Source organism: Rubellimicrobium arenae (genome assembly GCF_017916275.1).
Taxonomy (GTDB): Bacteria; Pseudomonadota; Alphaproteobacteria; order Rhodobacterales; family Rhodobacteraceae; genus Rubellimicrobium; species Rubellimicrobium arenae.
On sequence record NZ_JAFMST010000006.1, the window covers coordinates 52,851 to 70,265 of the forward strand.

At 68.5% G+C, this 17,415-nt stretch carries 18 protein-coding genes; 11 read left to right on the top strand and 7 right to left on the bottom strand.

Features of this window, described 5'->3' with window-relative positions; all coding sequences use genetic code 11:
* Positions 1-90: 90 nt before the first annotated feature.
* Positions 91-858: an FCD domain-containing protein gene (locus J3P31_RS10595; protein ID WP_210528418.1), complete on the bottom strand. Its 768-nt coding sequence runs from the start codon at positions 856-858 to the stop codon at positions 91-93.
* 362 nt (positions 859-1,220) lie between these two features.
* Complete coding sequence (locus tag J3P31_RS10600; RefSeq protein ID WP_210528419.1) at positions 1,221-2,078, bottom strand: SDR family oxidoreductase; 858 nt, start codon at positions 2,076-2,078, stop codon at positions 1,221-1,223.
* Positions 2,079-2,613: 535 nt separating this feature from the next.
* On the opposite strand from J3P31_RS10600, the gene J3P31_RS10605 reads away from it, so the two are divergent.
* Positions 2,614-3,282: a phosphoribosyltransferase gene (locus tag J3P31_RS10605; protein ID WP_210528420.1), complete on the top strand. Its 669-nt coding sequence runs from the start codon at positions 2,614-2,616 to the stop codon at positions 3,280-3,282.
* 52 nt (positions 3,283-3,334) lie between these two features.
* Here the strand turns inward: J3P31_RS10605 and J3P31_RS10610 are convergent, their stop codons facing one another.
* Complete coding sequence (locus J3P31_RS10610; RefSeq protein WP_210528421.1) at positions 3,335-4,471, bottom strand: fatty acid desaturase family protein; 1,137 nt, start codon at positions 4,469-4,471, stop codon at positions 3,335-3,337.
* Between the two features lie 347 nt (positions 4,472-4,818).
* Here J3P31_RS10610 and J3P31_RS10615 point away from each other — a divergent pair, with 347 nt between their 5' ends.
* The 7 genes from J3P31_RS10615 to J3P31_RS10645 all read left to right on the top strand — a co-directional run bounded on the left by J3P31_RS10615 (position 4,819) and on the right by J3P31_RS10645 (position 9,570).
* Positions 4,819-5,430 (top strand): ribonuclease D, encoded by a 612-nt coding sequence (locus J3P31_RS10615; RefSeq protein WP_210528422.1) that lies wholly within the window; start codon positions 4,819-4,821, stop codon positions 5,428-5,430.
* Positions 5,420-6,391, top strand: a complete 972-nt coding sequence (locus tag J3P31_RS10620) for a KpsF/GutQ family sugar-phosphate isomerase (protein ID WP_210528423.1) — start codon at positions 5,420-5,422, stop codon at positions 6,389-6,391. Before J3P31_RS10615 ends, J3P31_RS10620 begins: the two co-directional genes overlap by 11 nt.
* Positions 6,391-7,026: an LPS export ABC transporter periplasmic protein LptC gene (gene lptC / locus J3P31_RS10625; RefSeq protein ID WP_210528424.1), complete on the top strand. Its 636-nt coding sequence runs from the start codon at positions 6,391-6,393 to the stop codon at positions 7,024-7,026. The genes J3P31_RS10620 and lptC overlap by 1 nt, the downstream gene beginning before the upstream one ends.
* Positions 7,026-7,508: an LptA/OstA family protein gene (locus tag J3P31_RS10630; protein ID WP_210528425.1), complete on the top strand. Its 483-nt coding sequence runs from the start codon at positions 7,026-7,028 to the stop codon at positions 7,506-7,508. The genes lptC and J3P31_RS10630 overlap by 1 nt, the downstream gene beginning before the upstream one ends.
* A complete protein-coding gene (gene lptB, locus J3P31_RS10635) occupies positions 7,505-8,308 on the top strand; it encodes an LPS export ABC transporter ATP-binding protein (protein WP_210528426.1) in 804 nt (267 codons plus the stop codon). The genes J3P31_RS10630 and lptB overlap by 4 nt, the downstream gene beginning before the upstream one ends.
* 153 nt (positions 8,309-8,461) lie before the next feature.
* Complete coding sequence (hpf, locus tag J3P31_RS10640; RefSeq protein WP_210528427.1) at positions 8,462-9,091, top strand: ribosome hibernation-promoting factor, HPF/YfiA family; 630 nt, start codon at positions 8,462-8,464, stop codon at positions 9,089-9,091.
* 11 nt (positions 9,092-9,102) lie between these two features.
* Positions 9,103-9,570, top strand: a complete 468-nt coding sequence (locus J3P31_RS10645) for a PTS sugar transporter subunit IIA (RefSeq protein WP_210528428.1) — start codon at positions 9,103-9,105, stop codon at positions 9,568-9,570.
* 385 nt (positions 9,571-9,955) lie between these two features.
* On the opposite strand, the gene galU is transcribed toward J3P31_RS10645, so the two are convergent.
* The 3 genes from galU to cysQ form a co-directional block, all read right to left on the bottom strand.
* Complete coding sequence (galU, locus tag J3P31_RS10650) at positions 9,956-10,849, bottom strand: UTP--glucose-1-phosphate uridylyltransferase GalU (protein WP_210528673.1); 894 nt, start codon at positions 10,847-10,849, stop codon at positions 9,956-9,958.
* Between the two features lie 94 nt (positions 10,850-10,943).
* Positions 10,944-11,744 (bottom strand): 3-deoxy-manno-octulosonate cytidylyltransferase, encoded by an 801-nt coding sequence (locus J3P31_RS10655; RefSeq protein ID WP_210528429.1) that lies wholly within the window; start codon positions 11,742-11,744, stop codon positions 10,944-10,946.
* On the bottom strand, positions 11,744-12,541 hold the full coding sequence (gene cysQ, locus J3P31_RS10660) for a 3'(2'),5'-bisphosphate nucleotidase CysQ (protein ID WP_210528430.1): 798 nt from the start codon (positions 12,539-12,541) through the stop codon (positions 11,744-11,746). The genes J3P31_RS10655 and cysQ overlap by 1 nt, the downstream gene beginning before the upstream one ends.
* A 139-nt stretch (positions 12,542-12,680) precedes the next feature.
* Between cysQ and J3P31_RS10665 the strand changes: the two genes are divergently transcribed.
* Positions 12,681-13,313: a COG3650 family protein gene (locus tag J3P31_RS10665; RefSeq protein ID WP_210528431.1), complete on the top strand. Its 633-nt coding sequence runs from the start codon at positions 12,681-12,683 to the stop codon at positions 13,311-13,313.
* Between the two features lie 27 nt (positions 13,314-13,340).
* On the opposite strand, the gene J3P31_RS10670 is transcribed toward J3P31_RS10665, so the two are convergent.
* Entirely contained in the window at positions 13,341-13,970 is a 630-nt protein-coding gene (locus J3P31_RS10670) for an alpha-ketoglutarate-dependent dioxygenase AlkB family protein (protein WP_210528432.1), read from the bottom strand.
* A gap of 205 nt (positions 13,971-14,175) precedes the next feature.
* Here J3P31_RS10670 and dnaK point away from each other — a divergent pair, with 205 nt between their 5' ends.
* The gene (gene dnaK / locus J3P31_RS10675; protein ID WP_210528433.1) at positions 14,176-16,086 is read left to right on the top strand and encodes a molecular chaperone DnaK; all 1,911 of its coding nucleotides are present in this window, start codon (positions 14,176-14,178) and stop codon (positions 16,084-16,086) included.
* Between the two features lie 78 nt (positions 16,087-16,164).
* On the top strand, positions 16,165-17,322 hold the full coding sequence (gene dnaJ / locus J3P31_RS10680; protein ID WP_210528434.1) for a molecular chaperone DnaJ: 1,158 nt from the start codon (positions 16,165-16,167) through the stop codon (positions 17,320-17,322).
* Positions 17,323-17,415 lie beyond the last annotated feature (93 nt).

Sequence of the window (17,415 nt, forward strand, 5' to 3'; positions counted from 1 at the left end):
GGTGGAAGTTCGCGTGCAGGAGGGCACCGGCCGGGCCCAGGCGCAAGCCCCCGGATCCTCCTGCGCCGGCGGTCCGATCGAACCGGAGCGTCACAAGGCGGCGTGGTCCTGCCGATAAAGGGTGTTGGCGCGGTTCAGGTGCTCGGCCATGCGGCCCACCGCCAGGTCCGGATCTCCGGCCTCCAGGGCGTCCACGATGCGGCTGTGCTCCTCGATGGTCAGCCGTTCGAGGCCCGGGCTTCGCACCCGGTCGACATGAAAGTAGGCGAGCCAGTCGAAAAGAGCCCCGCAGAGGGCCGCCAGCACAGGGTTTCCGGTCATCAGTGCGATGGCCTTGTGGAAGTCGCCGTCGAGCCGCAGGAAGGCGTCGTAGGCGATCCCGGTCGGCCAGCCGGCCTCGGACCCTTCGCGCCACTGTTCGCGCTGGACCTTGGCGGCGTCCATGGCCCCGATGAGGTCGCGCAGGTGCTGGATGCGCTCGGGCCTGGGGACCAGCGCCGCAAGGCGCACCATCTCCTTCTCGAAGACGAGGCGGGCATTCTTGAAATGGTCGAAGGTGTCCCCGGAGTAGGTCAGCGTGTGGCGCATCGTCTCGCCCATGTCGCGGATGACCTGCTCCAGCGTCGGCTGCCGCACGCGGGGACGGCCGCCGTGCCGGATCTCGACCAGACCCATCCGCTGCAGGTTCTGCATGGCCTCGCGGATGGTGACGCGACCGACCGACATCGCCGTCATCAGTTCGCGTTCGGAAGGCAGGAGATCCCCGGGGCGCAACTCGCCCTCCCGGATCCGGGCCAGCAGATGCGCCTGCACATGGTCGGCGCGCTTCGTTCGGGCGGGCTGGTCGGCACTGGTCATACCAGAACTTATGACAACCCTGCGACTCAGGGCAAGATGGCGCCTCGGGGTCCGGTGCAAAGCCACAGCGTGGATCATCCAGACCCAGAGATAGGACCAGTCCGAGTTTTCCGACCGTCGTTGCCAGTCCGGGTCTCACGGCCGGACATCGCGCGGAAGCAAGACCGGACGTTTCGGCCCGCAGTCGAAGCCCGGCCAGGGTGGCGCGAGACCTGCATCCAAGTGATCCGGCGACCTCGCCTCGGCTCCGGGCGCGGTCCTTCGGACGAGCCCGAGCCTGAGGCGCCCGAGCTCGTCATTCAGCCGTCATGCCGGTGGATTGCCCTCGACCCCGTTCGACAGGGCGCGCCGTGGGCAACAGCTCAGATGAACGGCGTGCCCCCCGTGACCGCGATCGTCGCGCCCGAGGTGTAGCTGGACAAGGGATCCGCGAGCATCACATAGGCCGTCGCAAGCTCGGCCGGCTGCGCGGGGCGCTTCATGGGCGACTGCTGCCCGAAGTTCTTGACCTTTTCGGCGGGCATGGTCGAGGGGATCAGCGGCGTCCATACCGGCCCCGGCGCCACGCAGTTCACCCGGATGCCCTTTTCCGCCACCATCTGGGCAAGGCCCATCGTGAAGTTCTGGATCGCCCCCTTGGTGGTCGCGTAGGCCAGGAGCTGCGGGCTCGGCTTGTCGGCATTGACCGAGGTGGTGTTGATGATGGCGCTGTTCGGCTTCATGTGCGGGACGGCAGCCTTGGCCAGATAGAACATCGCATGGATGTTCACCCGGAAGGTCAGTTCCCATTCCTCGTCGGGGATCTCGGTGATCTCCTCGAAGGTCGCCTGATGGGCGGCGTTGTTCACGAGGATGTCGATCCCGCCCAATTCGGACAGGGCCCGATCGACGATGGCGCGGCAGTGCTCGGCGTGCTGGATGTCGCCGGGGACCACGACGGCCTTGCGCCCGGCCGCCTCGACCAGGCGGCGCGTCTCCTCCGCCTCGTCATGCTCGCTGAGATAGGAGATCAGCACGTCCGCGCCCTCCCGCGCGAAGGCGAGCGCGACCGCCCGGCCGATGCCGCTGTCCGACCCGGTCACGATGGCCTTCAATCCCTCGAGCCGGCCCGAGCCACGGTAGCTGTCCTCGCCGTGATCCGGCCTGGGATCCATCTGGTCGGTGCGGCCCGGCATGGGCTGCTGCTGGTCGGGGAACGGGGGGGTGGGGTAGTCCTTCATGACGGATCTCCACTGAGTCGGTGTTGTCGGGAGCCTGAACGGGCGCGGGCGCGGGATGTTCCTGGGAATCCGGTCCCGGGCGGCATGGAACAATGGCCCGCCTCCTGGGTTCCGGCGGCATGGCGCTGCGAGCGGGCCCAGGGGCGGATGGCCCGCCTCTGCCGTCCGCAGGCTCATCCATCGACACGGGGGAGGACCAAATGGGCGCCACCGGGATCGGGATCTCCGAAGGACCGCTCGAGGTCTCGCAAGTCTGGCTGGACGATCTGGTCGACGAGGAAGCCACCATCGGCATCGACCGCCAGGTGTCCTAGCATGTGCTGGGCGCGGTGCTCTGGTTCGATGGCGAGCATCGCCCGCCGGATCCGGGCGAGGATGCCGCGCCGCCCCGCCAGCCGGATCTCTAGGCCGTGCCGTCCAGCCCTGCGAACGTTTCCGGGATCGGATCGGCGCCGCCGGGGTCGCGCCGCCCCAGCCTGCCACCTTCCGTCAGGCTTGCCATGGCACCCACATCCTGGACAACGGCGGCCGCCCCATGACCTTCCGTGACCGCAGGGACGCGGGGCGCCGTCTGGCCGAGGCCCTGCAACAGACCGTTCCCGACCTTGGGGACTCCATCGTGGTCGCCTTGCCCCGTGGCGGCGTCCCGGTCGGCTATGAGGTCGCCCAGGCGCTCGGAGCGCCGTTGGACGTCCTGATCGTCCGCAAGATCGGCGCGCCGGGCCATCCCGAACTTGGCTTGGGCGCCGTGGTCGACGGATCGCCGCCGCAGGTGGTGCTGAACTCCTCGGTGATGGACATCGTCAAGCCGTCCCAGGCTCATGTCGATGCGGAGACCCGGCGCCAGATCGAGGAGTTGGAGCGCCGGCGCCAGGCCTATGTCGGGGACGGCCCACCCCTTGCGACCGCGGATCGCACCGTCATCCTTGTGGACGACGGCATCGCCACGGGTGGAACGGTGCGAGCCGCGCTCCGGGGACTTGCCCGGTCGCGCGCGGCGCGGCTCGTGCTGGTCGTACCCCTGGCGCCGGCCGAGATCCTCGGCCCCCTCCGGGCCGAGGCGGACGAGGTCGTCTGCCTCGCCACCCCCGATCCGTTCATCGCCGTCGGTCTTCATTATGTGGACTTTGGCCAGACCACCGACGAGGAGGTCATTGCCCTCCTGGCCGAGGCCCGCCGGCCCGGGCTGGGCCTGCGATCTTAGGTCTGGTCCGCCCTCGCCGACCTCGATGGGCCGAACCCCTGTTTCCCTTCGATCAGGCTGGTTCCCGCTCGGGGATCGCCTGGTGGAGGTCGAGCCGGTAGGGTCGGGCGGTCGAGGGCAACTGGCGCTGGAGATAGTAGCCCGGCTCGCGGCGCTGGCGCAGGACGGCCTGCATCATCTCCCGGTAGGCGGCCCAGATGGAGGGGTTCGGCGGCGGCAGGTCGTGCTTGATGACCTCGTGAAGCCGGGGCAGCGCGTGGTAGGGCACCATCGGGAACATGTGATGCTCCACGTGGTAGTTCATGTTCCAGTAGATCCAGCGCGAGATCGGATTCATGTAGACGGTGCGCGAGTTGAGACGGTGGTCAAGAACGTCCTCGGCCAGGCCCCCATGCTGGAGCAGGCCGGTCATCACCATGTGCCAGCAGCCATACATGCGCGGGCCACCGATGATGAGGAAGGGGATCACGGCCATCCACCCCATGCCCGCCGCCAAAAGGCCCAGCGCCACGAGCGCGGTCAGAGCATAGATGGTCATGTGGATGCGCGCGGCCAGGATGGCCTTGGGCCATTCGCTGCGGGGGATGTAGTCCGCCTCGTCGGGCGACAGCACGCCCCGCGCCTGTCGCGCCAGGGCCCGGAAGCTCTGCCAGGCGTCCACCAGCCCGACATAGGCCAGCGCCTTGAGGCCGAGCTTGATGGGGTGCATCCAGGCGATCTCGGCGTCGCGGCCCACGATGATCGTGTCGGTGTGGTGGCGGGCATGGCTCCAGCGCCAGCTGACCGGGTTGCGCATGACCTGGAAGCTGGCGATGTGGTAGACCACGTCGTTCATCCAGCCCGTGCGGAAGGCCGTGCCGTGGCCGCATTCGTGCCAGCGCGAGTCGCAGGCGGACCCGTAAAGCACGCCGTAGGCCAGCCAGAAGGGCACCGCCCACCAGCTTCCCCAGAAGTAGATGCCACCCCAGGCCAGAAGCACATGCAGCGCAATCCAGATCGCCGTGTCGCGGAGGGCCGGTCCATCGCGACGCTGCATAAGTTCCTTCATCACCTTGCGCGGCACCTCCGTGTGGTACCACTCGGCCGCGGCGAGGCCAGCGGCCACCGCCCGCCGCGATGACTCCCCTGTCAGCCCGTAGTCGCGCGCCGCCGGCGGCGCACCGAACGAGGAGGTTGGATGCGTGGTCATGATGGAACCTCATGATCGGATTTGCGATGCTATGATCGATTACATCAGAACATGCGGCCGGGCAAATCAAGATTTCGTCCACAGATGTCGCACCTGCAGGATCTGCTGGCGCCTGACCAGAGCCAAAAGGCAGCGTCCGACGCTTGGCCCCAATCCTGAAGAGGTCAGGAGATCGGCCACCGGAGCGCTGGCGATGGGATCGATGCGACCGAGGGACAAGGCATCAGGGGACAGCGGGCGGCGCCCGCCCGGCGCGCGGGCGTCCGAACCTGTCCCGGCCCGGGCCGGATTGACCCGCCAGCCCCACGCGCGTAGCTGAGGGCCTGCCCCACCAGAGCGGAATGCCGATGGCCAACCATCTTTACAAAGGCGACCTGCCGGACGGCCTGGACCTCGGGCCCATGGTCGCCATCGATTGCGAGACGATGGGTCTCGTGCCCGGCCGCGACCGGCTCTGCCTCGTGCAGATGTCCGGGGGTGACGGCGACTGCCACCTGGTGCAGGTGGCTCGGGGCCAGACCGAGGCGCCGAACCTTTGCCGGATGCTGGCCGATCCCAAGGTGCTCAAGCTCTTCCATTTCGGGCGCTTCGACATTGCGGCGCTGGATCACGCCTTTGGGGTGCTGGCCGCGCCGGTGTACTGCACCAAGATCGCCTCCAAGCTCGTGCGGACCTTCACCGACCGGCACGGGCTCAAGTACCTGCTGCAGGATCTCATCAGCGTGGACATCTCCAAGCAGCAGCAGCAGTCCGACTGGGGGGCCGAGACTCTGACGCCCGCGCAGCTCGACTACGCGGCCTCGGACGTGCTTCACCTGCACCGGCTCAAGGCCGCCCTCGACACCCTGCTCGCACGGGAGGGCCGGACCGGGATCGCGCAGGCCTGCTTCGACTTCCTGCCCTATCGCGCCCGGCTCGACCTCGCTGGCTGGCCCGAGATCGACATCTTTGCCCACTGACCCCGCCCGCGCCCGCGCCACCGCGACCCGCGTGATCCGGGAGGAGGCGCAGGCCCTGTCGGCGCTGGCCGAAACGCTGGACGGGGGCTTCGTTCGGGCGGTGGAGACGATCCTGGCGGCCCGCGGACGCGTCATCGTCTCGGGCATGGGCAAGTCGGGCCACATCGCCCGGAAGATCGCGGCCACGCTCGCCTCGACGGGAACGCCGGCGCACTTCGTCCATCCGGCCGAGGCCTCGCACGGGGATCTGGGCATGATGCTCCGGGGCGATGTGGTCCTGGTGCTGTCCAATTCCGGCGAGACGCCGGAACTCGCCGACCTCGTGGCGCACACACGGCGCTTCGACATCCCGCTCATCGGAGTGGCGGGACGGGCCGACTCCTCGCTCATGCGCCGGGCGGACATCGGACTCCTGCTGCCGTCGCTGCCCGAGGCCTGCGGGATCGGCGTCGTGCCCAGCACGTCGACGACGATGATGCTGGCTCTGGGCGACGCCCTTGCCATCGCGCTGATGGAAGCGCGGGACTTCACGCCGGAGGACTTCCGCGACTACCACCCGGGCGGGCGGCTCGGCGCGCGGCTGACCAAGGTGGCGGCGCTGATGCACACCGGCGACGCCGTGCCCCTGGTGCGCGAGGATGCGCCCATGACCGAAGCCCTGCTGGTCATCAGCCAGAAGGGGTTCGGCGTGGTGGGCGTCACCGACGCGGGCGGGTGTCTGAGCGGGATCGTCACCGACGGGGACCTGCGGCGGCACATGGCGGGGCTCCTCGACCGACGGGCGGGCGAGGTGATGACCCGCGCGCCCCGGACGATCGCGCCCAACGCCCTGGCCGAGGAAGCGGTCAAGCTCATGAACGACCGCCGCATCACCTGCCTGTTCGTCGTGGATCCCCGGGCGCCCGGACGCGTCGAAGGGCTTCTTCACATCCACGACTGCCTGCGGGCAGGCCTGGGCTGATGGCGATGGCCGAGCCCGGCCCGCCCCGCGTTCCCTTCCGCCGCCGGTCCCGCGCGATCGCCTGGGCCAAGATCCTGCTGCCTTTGGCGGCTCTGGCCCTGCTGTCCACGATGTTCCTCCTGGCGCGCGAGCCCGGAGGACCCGGCGAGATTCCCTTTGCCCAGATCGAGGAAATCGCCCGCGATCCCCGGATCGATCGCCCGCGGCTGGCCGGAGTGGCCCCGGACGGCACCACCGTCGTCCTGTCGGCGGACCGGATCATGCCCGTGGCCGGGCAGCAGGATCTGTACCGCCTGGCCGCGCCGCGCCTCGAGACGGTGAGCGTGGCAGGCGGCGCCGCGACCCTGACGGCCGGCACGGGCGAGGCGGACGGGCCGTCGCAGCGGCTGCATCTGACCGGAGGCGTGCGCGTCGAAGCATCCAGCGGGCTCGAGGTCGAGACGGCGGATGTCACCGCCGATCTCGCCACCGGGACGGCAACCTCGGGACCGGTCACGGCAAGGGCGCCCTTCGGAACCATCACTGCGGACAGCATGGTCCTGACGCAAGGTGAGGGGAAAGGCGCGCGGCTGGTGTTCAACGGAGGGGTTCGGCTGCTATATCTGCCCCAGGACCCCAGAGCCGAGGCCCCTTGATGAGTTTTCCGCGCGTCATCCTTCTTGCGGCCGTCCTGATGCCGACTCTGGCGGGGGCGCAGAACGTGGCGCTGGGCGGCCTGTCCGCCGATCCATCGGCCCCGGTCGAGGTCACCTCCGAGTCGCTGAGCGTGGACCAGGCCACCGGGGCGGCGACCTTCACGGGCAACGTGCTGATCGGACAGGGCGATCTCCGGCTGCAGGCCGGCGAGGTGGAGGTCCGCTACGATGAGGGCTCGGGGCAGATCGCCCGGCTCCTGGCCTCCGGCGGGGTGACGCTGGCCACCCCGAACGAGGCGGCCGAGGCGCAGGACGCGGATTACGACCTGACCGGCCAGACCCTGACGCTGACCGGCGACGTCCTGCTCACGCAGGGGCAAAGCGCGATCTCGGCGGATCGCATGGTGGTGGATCTCGCGGCCGGAACCGCGCGGATGGAGGGGAACGTGCGCACCGTCCTCCAGCAGCAGGCCAAGCCATGAGCCCCGTGCCCGAGCCTCCGGCCCGCACGGGCCTGTCCGTCCGCTCGCTTCGCAAGAGCTACCGCCGACGCCCGGTGATCCGCGACGTGAGCCTCGACCTCGCTCCGGGCGAAGTGGTGGCGCTGCTGGGACCGAACGGATCGGGCAAGACGACCTGCTTCTATTCCATCGCGGGCCTCATTACGCCCGAGGGCGGCCAGGTCGTCATGGACGGGCAGGACGTCACCGGGCTACCCATGTACCGCCGGGCCCGCCTCGGGCTGGGCTACCTCCCGCAGGAGATGTCGATCTTCCGGGGCCTGACCGTCGAAGAGAACATCCTTGCCATCCTGGAGTTGTCGGAAACGCCCAAGGCCCGCCGTGCGCGGCTCGAGGAGCTTCTGTCCGAGTTCGGGATCACCCATCTGCGCCGCGCGCCCGCGCTGGCGTTGTCCGGTGGCGAGCGGCGGCGGGTCGAGATCGCGCGTTGCCTCGCCGCCCGACCTTCCTATGTCCTCTTGGACGAGCCCTTCGCGGGCGTGGACCCGATCGCCGTCGGCGAGATCCGGGCGCTGGTCGAAGGGCTGAAGGAGCGTGGCATCGGCGTGCTCATCACCGATCACAACGTGCGCGAGACGCTGGGGATCGTGGACCGAGCCTATATCCTGCATGACGGCCGCGTCCTCATGTCGGGCACGGTGGCCGAGGTGGTCCGCGACGAGGCGGTCCGCCGCGTCTATCTGGGGCAGGGCTTCGGGGCTCCGCTCGAAGCGCAGCGGTCGGCGGGACTGAACATCGTGGGGGGCCGGCGCACCCCATGACCTTGACGCGGGACGCCAGAGCGGCGAAGGGCCGCGTCGACAGGCCCGAAGCGGTGGGCGAAGGATCGGCTGGCCCGGTGCGCTTCGCTCGCTTCAATGTTTTTCAACTGCCGGCGCGCCAATTCGGGCGTCGGTCCGATCCGAGGAGATGACATGCGCATCCGAGTCAGCGGCAAGGACATCGATATCGGCGAAGCGCTCCAGACGCATGTGAACCAGGGACTCGGCGAGTCCGTGGGCAAGTACGCTGGACGACCCACGGACGCGACCGTGACCTTCTCGCGCGATGGCTTCGGAAATGCGTGCGAGATCTTCGTGCACCTTTCCACCGGACTCGTGGTGCAGGCCAACGGCACCGCCGCCGACTGCTATGCCGCCTTCGAGGCCGCGCGCGAGCGGATGGCCAAGCAGCTGCGCCGCCACAAGCGGCGGCTCAAGGACCATCACAAGGAGCGCCCGACCCCGGTGGACACCGTCCCGGCCGGAGCCTTCGTGCTGGCCCCCTTCAACGAGGACGAGGGTGACGACGGCGAGATCGGCGACAGCGATGAGGCGGCGAGCAGCGATGCCGGGCCCACCATCATTGCCGAGACCGAGCTCCGCGTGCCGTCGCTGTCGGTTGCCGAGGCGGTGATGCAGATGGATCTCGCCCATGCCCCCGTGCTTGTGTTCCGCAACGAGAAGGGCGGCGCGATCAACGTCGTCTACCGGCGCGAGGACGGCAATATCGGCTGGATCGACCCGCGTGTCGATGCCGGCGGCGGCTCACCAGCCCAAGGCTGACGGACGGATTTATGCAAGTTTCGGAAATCCTGAGGCCCGACGGTGTGAAGGTCCTCGCTTCCTCGCCCAGCAAGCGCCGCCTGTTCCAGGACCTGGCCGACATGGCCCAGGGCTGCTGGGGGCTCGACCCCGCCATGGTGGCCGAGGCGCTTCTCGAGCGTGAGGCGCTGGGCCCTACGGGCGTGGGACGCGGCGTCGCGCTGCCCCATGCCCGCCTGCCGGGCCTTGACCGGGTGCGCGGGCTGTTCCTGCGGCTTGAGCGCCCGCTCGACTTCGATGCGGTGGACCGCGCGCCGGTGGATCTGGTGTTCTGCCTCCTGGCTCCGGCCAGTGCTGGGGTGGAACACCTGAAGGCGCTGGCGCTGGTGTCGCGGACCCTGCGCGACGTGGCGATCTGCGCCAAGCTCCGGGCCAACAGCGACCCCGCCACGCTGCATACCATCCTGACCGAAGGCGGCCCGAGAAACCTCGCGGCCTGATCGGGACGAGCACCCCCTCTCAATTCTTCGGATCGAATGTCCGGCGGGCCGGCCCTGGCGACAGCTTGCCATGGCCGGCCGACGTGCCAGTGCGTCGGCGCCGGAACGCAGGCCAGCCTGATGCGGCAGGTCGGGCGTCGGGCGAAGCGTCGGTGTTGGACGGCTGCCTGAACCGCGTTGGCATGGCCCCGGCCTGCACGGCCCGGCTTGGGACTGTCGTAGCGTGGGGAAGGTCCGGCCCTCAGCCGGAGCTGCGCGGGCCGCGCGGGCCTCCGGAGCCTCGGGCCCACGCTGCATGACAAAAGCCGCGCCCGGAGTGAGCGCGGCCTTGAAGGCAGGTCGAAAAGAAGAGCGGGTCCGCCCGCGATCAGCCGTACTGGCCGCCTTACTGGGCGGCCTCGCGCATGGACACGATCTGCTGGAGGTAGCTCGAGAACTCGTCCCGCAGATCCTCACGTGCCAGACCGAACGCGACGGTGGCTTGCAGGAAGCCCGCCTTGGAGCCGCAGTCGAACCGCTCGCCCCGGAACCGATAGCCGAAGACCGGACGATCCTGGGCGATCTCCATGGCGATGGCGTCCGTGAGCTGCAGTTCGCCCCCGGCGGACGGCGTGATCTTCTCGAGGTTGTCGAGGACGGTCGGCGCCAGGATGTAGCGGCCGATGACCGCAAGGTTCGACGGCGCGGTGCCAGCCTTGGGCTTCTCGACCATGCCCTTGACGGAGACCATGGACCCCATGTCCTCCTGGATGTCGAGCACGCCATAGGACGAGGCACGCGCCGGCGGCACCTCCATGGCGGCAACCATGGAGCCGCCGGTCTCGGCAAAGGCCTCGGCCATCTGCTGGAGGCAGGGCTTCTCGGCGGCGATCACGTCATCGGGGAGAAGCACCGCGAAGGGCTCGTTGCCGATGAGCTTGCGGGCGCAGCCCACGGCGTGGCCAAGGCCCAGCGCCTTGTGCTGACGGATGTAGGCGATCGCGCCGGATTCCATGTTGGACGACCGCAACGCCTCGAGAAGCTCGTGCTTGCCGTCCTTCTCGAGCTTGGATTCAAGCTCGGAGGCGTGGTCGAAATAGTCCTCAAGGGCCGACTTGCCCTTGGCGGTGACGAAGATGAATTCGGTGATCCCGGCGGCCCGCGCCTCGTCGATGGCGTATTGGATCAGAGGCCGGTCAACCAGCGTCATGATCTCCTTGGGGACCGACTTGGTGGCCGGAAGGAAACGCGTTCCCAGTCCCGCTACCGGGAAGACCGCCTTGGTGACCTTGCGCTGCATCATGATCCCTTTGCTCACCCAGTGCTGCGACTTTTACCTATCACAGGAACCGGCAGAGGCAAATACGCCGCAATGCGGCACTGCGTCCGACCCGTCACTTCTGGCCCATGGATGCCATCATGCCCTCGATTCGGGCAATGTCGGACGGGTTGTTCAGTTCCCAGAACTCGCGCCCGCGCGATTGGACCTCGACGCAGAGCACCGGACGCCCTTGCTCCAGGAAGCGGAGCTGCTCGAGTCCCTCGAGAGTCTCGATCGGGCCCGGCTCCCAGGTCCCGTAGGCTTCCAGCGCCGCGGGACGGTAGGCATAGACGCCCACATGGTGAAAGACGGGGGTGGCCTCCTGCGGAGCGTAATCGCGGCCCGTGTAGGGGATCACCTCTTTCGAGAAGTAGAGCGCCTGCCCCCCGGCCCCGAACACAGCCGTCGTGCCGCCCACGCGGCCCATGCGACGGTCCTCAAGGAAGCCGGACAGCGCCGCCCCATCCATCCGCAGGACAGGGGTGGCGACCTCCATGGCCGGGTCGGCGCGCAGACCTTCGACCAGCCCTTCCACGAACCAGGGAGGCGTCAGCGGCGCATCGCCCTGAAGGTTCACGATCAGGTCGTAGCCTCCGCCCAGTGCCTCCAGGGCCTCGGCGCAGCGTTCGGTGCCGTTGCGGGGCCGGTCCGAGGTCATCACCACCTCGGCCCCGAAGCCCATGCAGTGGGCGCGGATGCGCTCATCCTCGGTGGCGACCACGACCCGATCGATCCCGGCCACGGCCATCGCGGCCTCCCAGGAGCGGCGCACGAGGCTGCGCGCCTCGCCGTCCGCGCCGCGCAGCATGGCAAGAGGCTTGCCCGGGTAGCGGGTCGAGGCATAACGCGCCGGGATGACGAGAAGGACGGGCATCAGGCCGGTTTCAGCGCGACGCCCGGCGCATGGGCGATGAAGAACGGGTTCTCGTAGCCCGGCTTGCCGTAGTCCAGAGGCGCATGGGTGTCGAACCGCACCACGCGCCCCCCCGCCCCCAGCAGGACCGCCTGCCCCGCCGCCGTGTCCCACTCCATCGTGCGGCCAAGGCGGGGGTAAAGGTCGGCCTCGCCCGTCGCGACAAGGCAGAACTTCAGCGAGGATCCGGCGCTCTTGAAGTCGCTGACGGCGTAGTTCCCGATATAGGCGTCCGTGGCGGCATCGCGGTGGCTTTTGGAAGCCACGACGCGCAGCGCGCGGTTGTCGGGCTGCGCCACGCGGATGGGAACGGAAACGCCGACGCGGGACGGATCGTGGGTTCCATCCTCCTCGACCGAGTCGCCGACGGCGTTGGTGTAGAACAGCCGTCCCTTGGCCGGCGCATAGACGACGCCGCGGATCGGCACGCCATCGCGCACGAAGGCGATGTTCACGGTGAAGTCGCCCCGCCGCTGGACGAACTCCTTGGTGCCGTCCAACGGATCCACGATCAGGAAGTCGCCGTGAAGCGCGCCATGCGTCGCGGCCTGCTCCTCGGTCACGAGGGGTATTTCGGGAAACTCGGCCCGCAGGCCGTCGCTGATGATCCGGTCGGCGGCAAGGTCGGCGGCCGTCACCGGCGATGCATCCGCCTTCTGCTGCACCCCCATCTCGGGAGCCTCGTAGATCTCCATGATGGCGGCGCCGGCCTCGAGCGCGAGGCGGCGCATCGTCTCGCTCAGACGGTCGAAATCCATGGGCCCTCCGTCCCGTTGATCCGGGAATGCCGCGTTCTTATGCTGGCGCGGCGCGGGATGGGCAAGGATGTCCTGCGCCGGGCCGCCCGGCTGGCCGCGACTGCCCTGCCACGACCCTGACCTCGGGAGCCCTGCCCTGATGCCCGCCTCAATGATTGCGCGACCGACCCCTTTCAGGCTTCTGGCCCGCATCCTGCCGACGGTAGCGCTGCTGCTGGCAGCCGGGACGGGTCACGCGCAGATCCTGCCCGCCCGCTACGCGGTCGCCGGCGTCGCAGCGAATGATGTGCTCAACGTGCGGGCCGAGCCCCAGGCCTCCGCGCCCGTTCTGGCGACGCTCGCCCCAGGCGCACGGGGGGTCGAGGTCCTGGCGATCTCGGAAGACGGGCGCTGGGCGCGCGTCTCGCTGCCGGAGGGGGCCGGATGGGCGGCGCTGCGGTTCCTGTCCGCGGAGGCGGCTGCGCCAGGACCGGTGCCGCGTCCCCTGCGCTGCCTGGGGACAGAGCCGTTCTGGTCCATCCGCCTGTCCGAGGACGCCTCCGTCTTCGACTCGCCCGAGAGCGGGGCCGTGCCCCTGCGGCCGCTGGGCGAAGCCGGGGGCCGGGTCGGCGCCGTGGCGGCCTTTGACGCCGGGGGCGAGACATTGGACCTCACGTTGATCCGCCAGGAATGTTCGGACGGCATGAGCGACCGCCCCTACGGCTTCGCCGCCCTGGCCTGGAACCGGGGAGAAGTTTTTCTCGAAGGTTGCTGCACGGTCTCGTCGCAGTAAAGTCCGCCGGCTTCCGGACTGGTCCGACTAGGGCGCTGCCCCTCCGTCGGCCGAGGTCACCACCCGCAGGGTCAGGTTGATGCGGCCGCCACCCGGGATCAGGTCCGAGGAGCCCTCCCTGACGCGGTCGATCCCGTGATGAACGAGCCGCGCGGCCCCGCCGATCACCGCCACGTCGCCCGACCGCAGCCAGATCGACCCGGTCGGGCCACCCCGTTGCAGTCCGCCGACCCGGAACAGGGCCTCATCCCCGAGCGAGATCGAGACCACAGGCTGGGACAGGTCCGCCTCGTCTCGGTCCTGATGAAGTCCCATCCGCGCACCATTCCGGTAAAGGTTGACAAGGCAGCATTCCGGCGTCCGTGCGCCGGGGGCGACGGCCTCCCAGACGGCAAGCACCGAGGCCGGAATGGGCGGCCATGCCATCCCCTGGGGGTGATGCTCCTCATAGCGGTAGCCGCGCCGGTCGGAGATCCAGCCGAACCGGCCGGCCGCCGTCATGGCCACGGACATCGACTTGCCCCAGCGGGTCACGGGATGGACGGGCGGCGCGACCGCCATCACCTCCAGGATGTCCGACAGGACCGCCTCCTGTTCGGATCGGTCCAGCAGGCCCGGCCAGACCACGACGCCATTGAGCTCAAGCGGTTGCGCCATCTCCGTCCTTCCTGCCCCGAGGCGCCGGGGCCACCTGCTCAATTTCGTTGCAGGGTTGCTGCCTGGCGCAGTTGCGCCCCCAAAACCCCACTCTTATATACCTCCCGTCCGCGGCGGGGCCGCCCCGCCCGCAACACCCATCAACCATTGGGGGCGCCTCCAGTTCAGGGCCCCCGCGCTCAAACCGCCTGAAAGGGATTTGAACATGGCCAAAGTGATCGGGATCGACCTCGGCACGACCAACTCGTGCGTGGCGATCATGGACGGCTCGCAGCCCCGGGTCATCGAGAACTCGGAAGGTGCGCGCACGACCCCGTCGATCGTCGCCTTCACGGACTCCGAACGGCTCGTCGGCCAACCTGCCAAGCGGCAGGCCGTGACGAACTCGGAGAACACGATCTTTGCCGTCAAGCGCCTCATCGGCCGTCGCACGACCGACGCCGAGGTCGAGAAGGACAAGAAGCTCGTCCCCTACAAGATCGTGGACGGCGGCAATGGCGACGCCTGGGTCGAAGCGCGCGGCCAGAAGTACTCGCCGTCGCAGATTTCCGCCTTCACCCTGCAGAAGATGAAGGAAACCGCCGAGTCCTACCTCGGCGAAGAGGTGACGCAGGCCGTCATCACCGTGCCCGCCTACTTCAACGACGCCCAGCGTCAGGCGACCAAGGACGCCGGCAAGATCGCCGGGCTTGAGGTCCTCCGGATCATCAACGAGCCGACCGCGGCCGCCCTGGCCTATGGCCTCGACAAGAAGGACACCAAGACGATCGCGGTCTACGACCTCGGCGGCGGTACCTTCGACGTGACCGTGCTCGAGATCGACGACGGCCTCTTCGAGGTGAAGTCGACGAACGGCGACACCTTCCTGGGTGGCGAAGACTTCGACATGCGGATCGTGAACTACCTCGCCGAGGAGTTCAAAAAGGAGCATGGCGTCGACCTGACCAAGGACAAGATGGCGCTCCAGCGGCTCAAGGAAGCCGCCGAGAAGGCCAAGATTGAGCTGTCCTCGACGTCGCAGACCGAGATCAACCAGCCCTTCATCTCCATGGCGAACGGCCAGCCGCTTCACCTCGTGATGAAGCTGACCCGCGCCAAGCTCGAGTCGCTGGTGGCCGATCTCATCAAGAAGTCGCTGGACCCCTGCAAGGCGGCGCTCAAGGATGCGGGCGTGACGACGGCGGACATCGACGAGGTGGTCCTCGTCGGCGGGATGACCCGCATGCCCAAGGTCGTCGAGGAAGTGACCAAGTTCTTCGGCAAGGAGCCCCACAAGGGCGTGAACCCCGACGAGGTCGTGGCGCTGGGTGCGGCGATCCAGGCGGGCGTGCTGCAGGGCGACGTCAAGGACGTGGTGCTGCTCGACGTGACGCCGCTGTCCCTCGGCATCGAGACGCTGGGCGGCGTGTTCACCCGTCTGATCGACCGCAACACCACGATCCCGACCAAGAAGTCGCAGATCTTCTCCACGGCCGAGGACAACCAGAACGCCGTGACCATCCGCGTCTTCCAGGGCGAGCGCGAGATGGCCGCCGACAACAAGATGCTCGGCCAGTTCAACCTGGAGAACATCCCGCCGGCGCCGCGCGGCATGCCGCAGATCGAGGTGACCTTCGACATCGACGCGAACGGCATCGTGTCCGTGTCGGCCAAGGACAAGGGCACCGGCAAGGAGCAGAAGATCACCATCCAGGCTTCGGGCGGCCTGTCCGACGCCGAGATCGAGAAGATGGTCCGCGACGCCGAGGCGAACGCCGAGGCCGACAAGAAGCGGCGCGATCTGGTCGAAGCCAAGAACCAGGCCGAGTCGCTGATCCATTCGACCGAGAAGTCGCTGCAGGAGCATGGCTCCAAGGTGGACCCCTCGACCGTCGAAGCCATCGAGTTGGCTGTTGCCGCGCTCAAGGATGAGGTCGAAGGCGACAACGCCGGCAAGATCCGGTCCGGCATCCAGAACGTCACCGAGGCCGCGATGCGCCTGGGCGAGGCGATCTACAAGGCCCAGCAGTCCGAAGGTCCGGACGGCGACGAAGGTCCGGCGGGGCGCGGCGGAGATGACGATGACGTCGTCGATGCCGACTTCGAGGATCTGGGCGAGGACAAGCGAGGCCGCTAAGGTGCGGGCCACCTGACCCGAGAAGGCCGGCCCGCACTGGGCCGGCCGCTTTCGTTTCAGGGGCCGGAGGATGTGACGATGGCGAAACGTGACTACTATGAGACCCTGGGCGTGGCTCGGGGCGCCTCGGCCGAAGAGATCAAGAAGGCCTATCGGGCCAAGGCCAAGGAGTTGCACCCCGACCGCAACACCGATGACCCTCAGGCCGAAGCCAAGTTCAAGGACGTGAACGAGGCCTATGAGGTCCTGAAGGACGAGCAGAAGAAAGCGGCGTACGACCGCTTTGGCCATGCGGCCTTTGAAGGCGGCATGGGCGCACGGCCGGGTCAGGGCGGTGCGGGGTTCCGTGCGAACGGCGATTTCGCAAGCGCCTTCTCGGACGTGTTCGACGATCTTTTCGGCGACATCATGGGCCAGAGAGGAGCCCAGGGCCGGGCCCGGGCCGCGGCGCGCGGCAATGACCTGCGCTACAACCTGCGTATTTCCCTCGAGGAGGCCTATGCTGGCCTCCAGAAGACGATTCAGGTGCCCACGGCCGTGACCTGCACCGTCTGCAAGGGGACAGGCGCGGAGGGCGGCTCGGAGCCGCAGACCTGCCCGACCTGCTCCGGCATCGGCAAGGTGCGCGCGCAGCAGGGCTTCTTCACGGTCGAACGCACCTGCCCGACCTGCAACGGCCTGGGCCAGACCATCAAGAACCCGTGCAAGAACTGCCACGGGGCGGGCCGGGTCGAGAAAGAGAAGACGCTGTCCGTCAACATTCCTGCTGGCGTCGAGACCGGCACGCGCATTCGTCTGGCCGGCGAGGGTGAGGCTGGGATGCGTGGCGGTCCCACAGGGGACCTCTACATCTTCATCGAGGTCAAGGAGCACCCGATCTTCGTGCGTGACGGTGCGGACCTGCATTGCCGGGTGCCCGTGTCCATGGTCACAGCGGCGCTGGGTGGAGACATCGAGGTCCCGACGATCGACGGCGGTCGGGCCCGCGTGAAGATCCCCGAGGGGTCGCAGGCGGGTCGGCAGATGCGGCTGCGGAGCAAGGGGATGCCGGTCCTGCGCAGCAAGGATGTCGGCGACATGTTCATCGAGCTCAGCGTCGAGACGCCGGTGAACCTGACCTCCAAGCAGAAGGAGTTGCTTCGCGAGTTCGACAAGCTCTCGGAGCAGAAGAACAACCCGCAGAGCGCCGGCTTCTTTTCCGCCGTGAAGAGCTTCTGGGACTCCATGAAGGGCTGAAACATGAGGCAGGGCGTGGTTCCGAGCCATGCCCTGCCGCACCAGCCTGGACCGCGGACGACCGCAGCCTTCCTGCAGGATCCGGACGTGGCT

Coding starts and splice junctions, on each gene's coding strand:
- J3P31_RS10610 (WP_210528421.1), bottom strand. CDS start 4,471: ATGACCACGCATCCAACCTCCTCGTTCGGTGCGCCGCCGGCGGCGCGC.
- hpf (WP_210528427.1), top strand. CDS start 8,462: ATGCGCATCCGAGTCAGCGGCAAGGACATCGATATCGGCGAAGCGCTC.
- J3P31_RS10645 (WP_210528428.1), top strand. CDS start 9,103: ATGCAAGTTTCGGAAATCCTGAGGCCCGACGGTGTGAAGGTCCTCGCT.
- J3P31_RS10600 (WP_210528419.1), bottom strand. CDS start 2,078: ATGAAGGACTACCCCACCCCCCCGTTCCCCGACCAGCAGCAGCCCATG.
- lptC (WP_210528424.1), top strand. CDS start 6,391: ATGGCGATGGCCGAGCCCGGCCCGCCCCGCGTTCCCTTCCGCCGCCGG.
- galU (WP_210528673.1), bottom strand. CDS start 10,849: ATGCAGCGCAAGGTCACCAAGGCGGTCTTCCCGGTAGCGGGACTGGGA.
- J3P31_RS10655 (WP_210528429.1), bottom strand. CDS start 11,744: ATGCCCGTCCTTCTCGTCATCCCGGCGCGTTATGCCTCGACCCGCTAC.
- dnaJ (WP_210528434.1), top strand. CDS start 16,165: ATGGCGAAACGTGACTACTATGAGACCCTGGGCGTGGCTCGGGGCGCC.
- J3P31_RS10595 (WP_210528418.1), bottom strand. CDS start 858: ATGACCAGTGCCGACCAGCCCGCCCGAACGAAGCGCGCCGACCATGTG.
- lptB (WP_210528426.1), top strand. CDS start 7,505: ATGAGCCCCGTGCCCGAGCCTCCGGCCCGCACGGGCCTGTCCGTCCGC.
- J3P31_RS10630 (WP_210528425.1), top strand. CDS start 7,026: ATGAGTTTTCCGCGCGTCATCCTTCTTGCGGCCGTCCTGATGCCGACT.
- J3P31_RS10605 (WP_210528420.1), top strand. CDS start 2,614: ATGACCTTCCGTGACCGCAGGGACGCGGGGCGCCGTCTGGCCGAGGCC.
- dnaK (WP_210528433.1), top strand. CDS start 14,176: ATGGCCAAAGTGATCGGGATCGACCTCGGCACGACCAACTCGTGCGTG.
- cysQ (WP_210528430.1), bottom strand. CDS start 12,541: ATGGATTTCGACCGTCTGAGCGAGACGATGCGCCGCCTCGCGCTCGAG.
- J3P31_RS10615 (WP_210528422.1), top strand. CDS start 4,819: ATGGCCAACCATCTTTACAAAGGCGACCTGCCGGACGGCCTGGACCTC.
- J3P31_RS10665 (WP_210528431.1), top strand. CDS start 12,681: ATGCCCGCCTCAATGATTGCGCGACCGACCCCTTTCAGGCTTCTGGCC.
- J3P31_RS10670 (WP_210528432.1), bottom strand. CDS start 13,970: ATGGCGCAACCGCTTGAGCTCAATGGCGTCGTGGTCTGGCCGGGCCTG.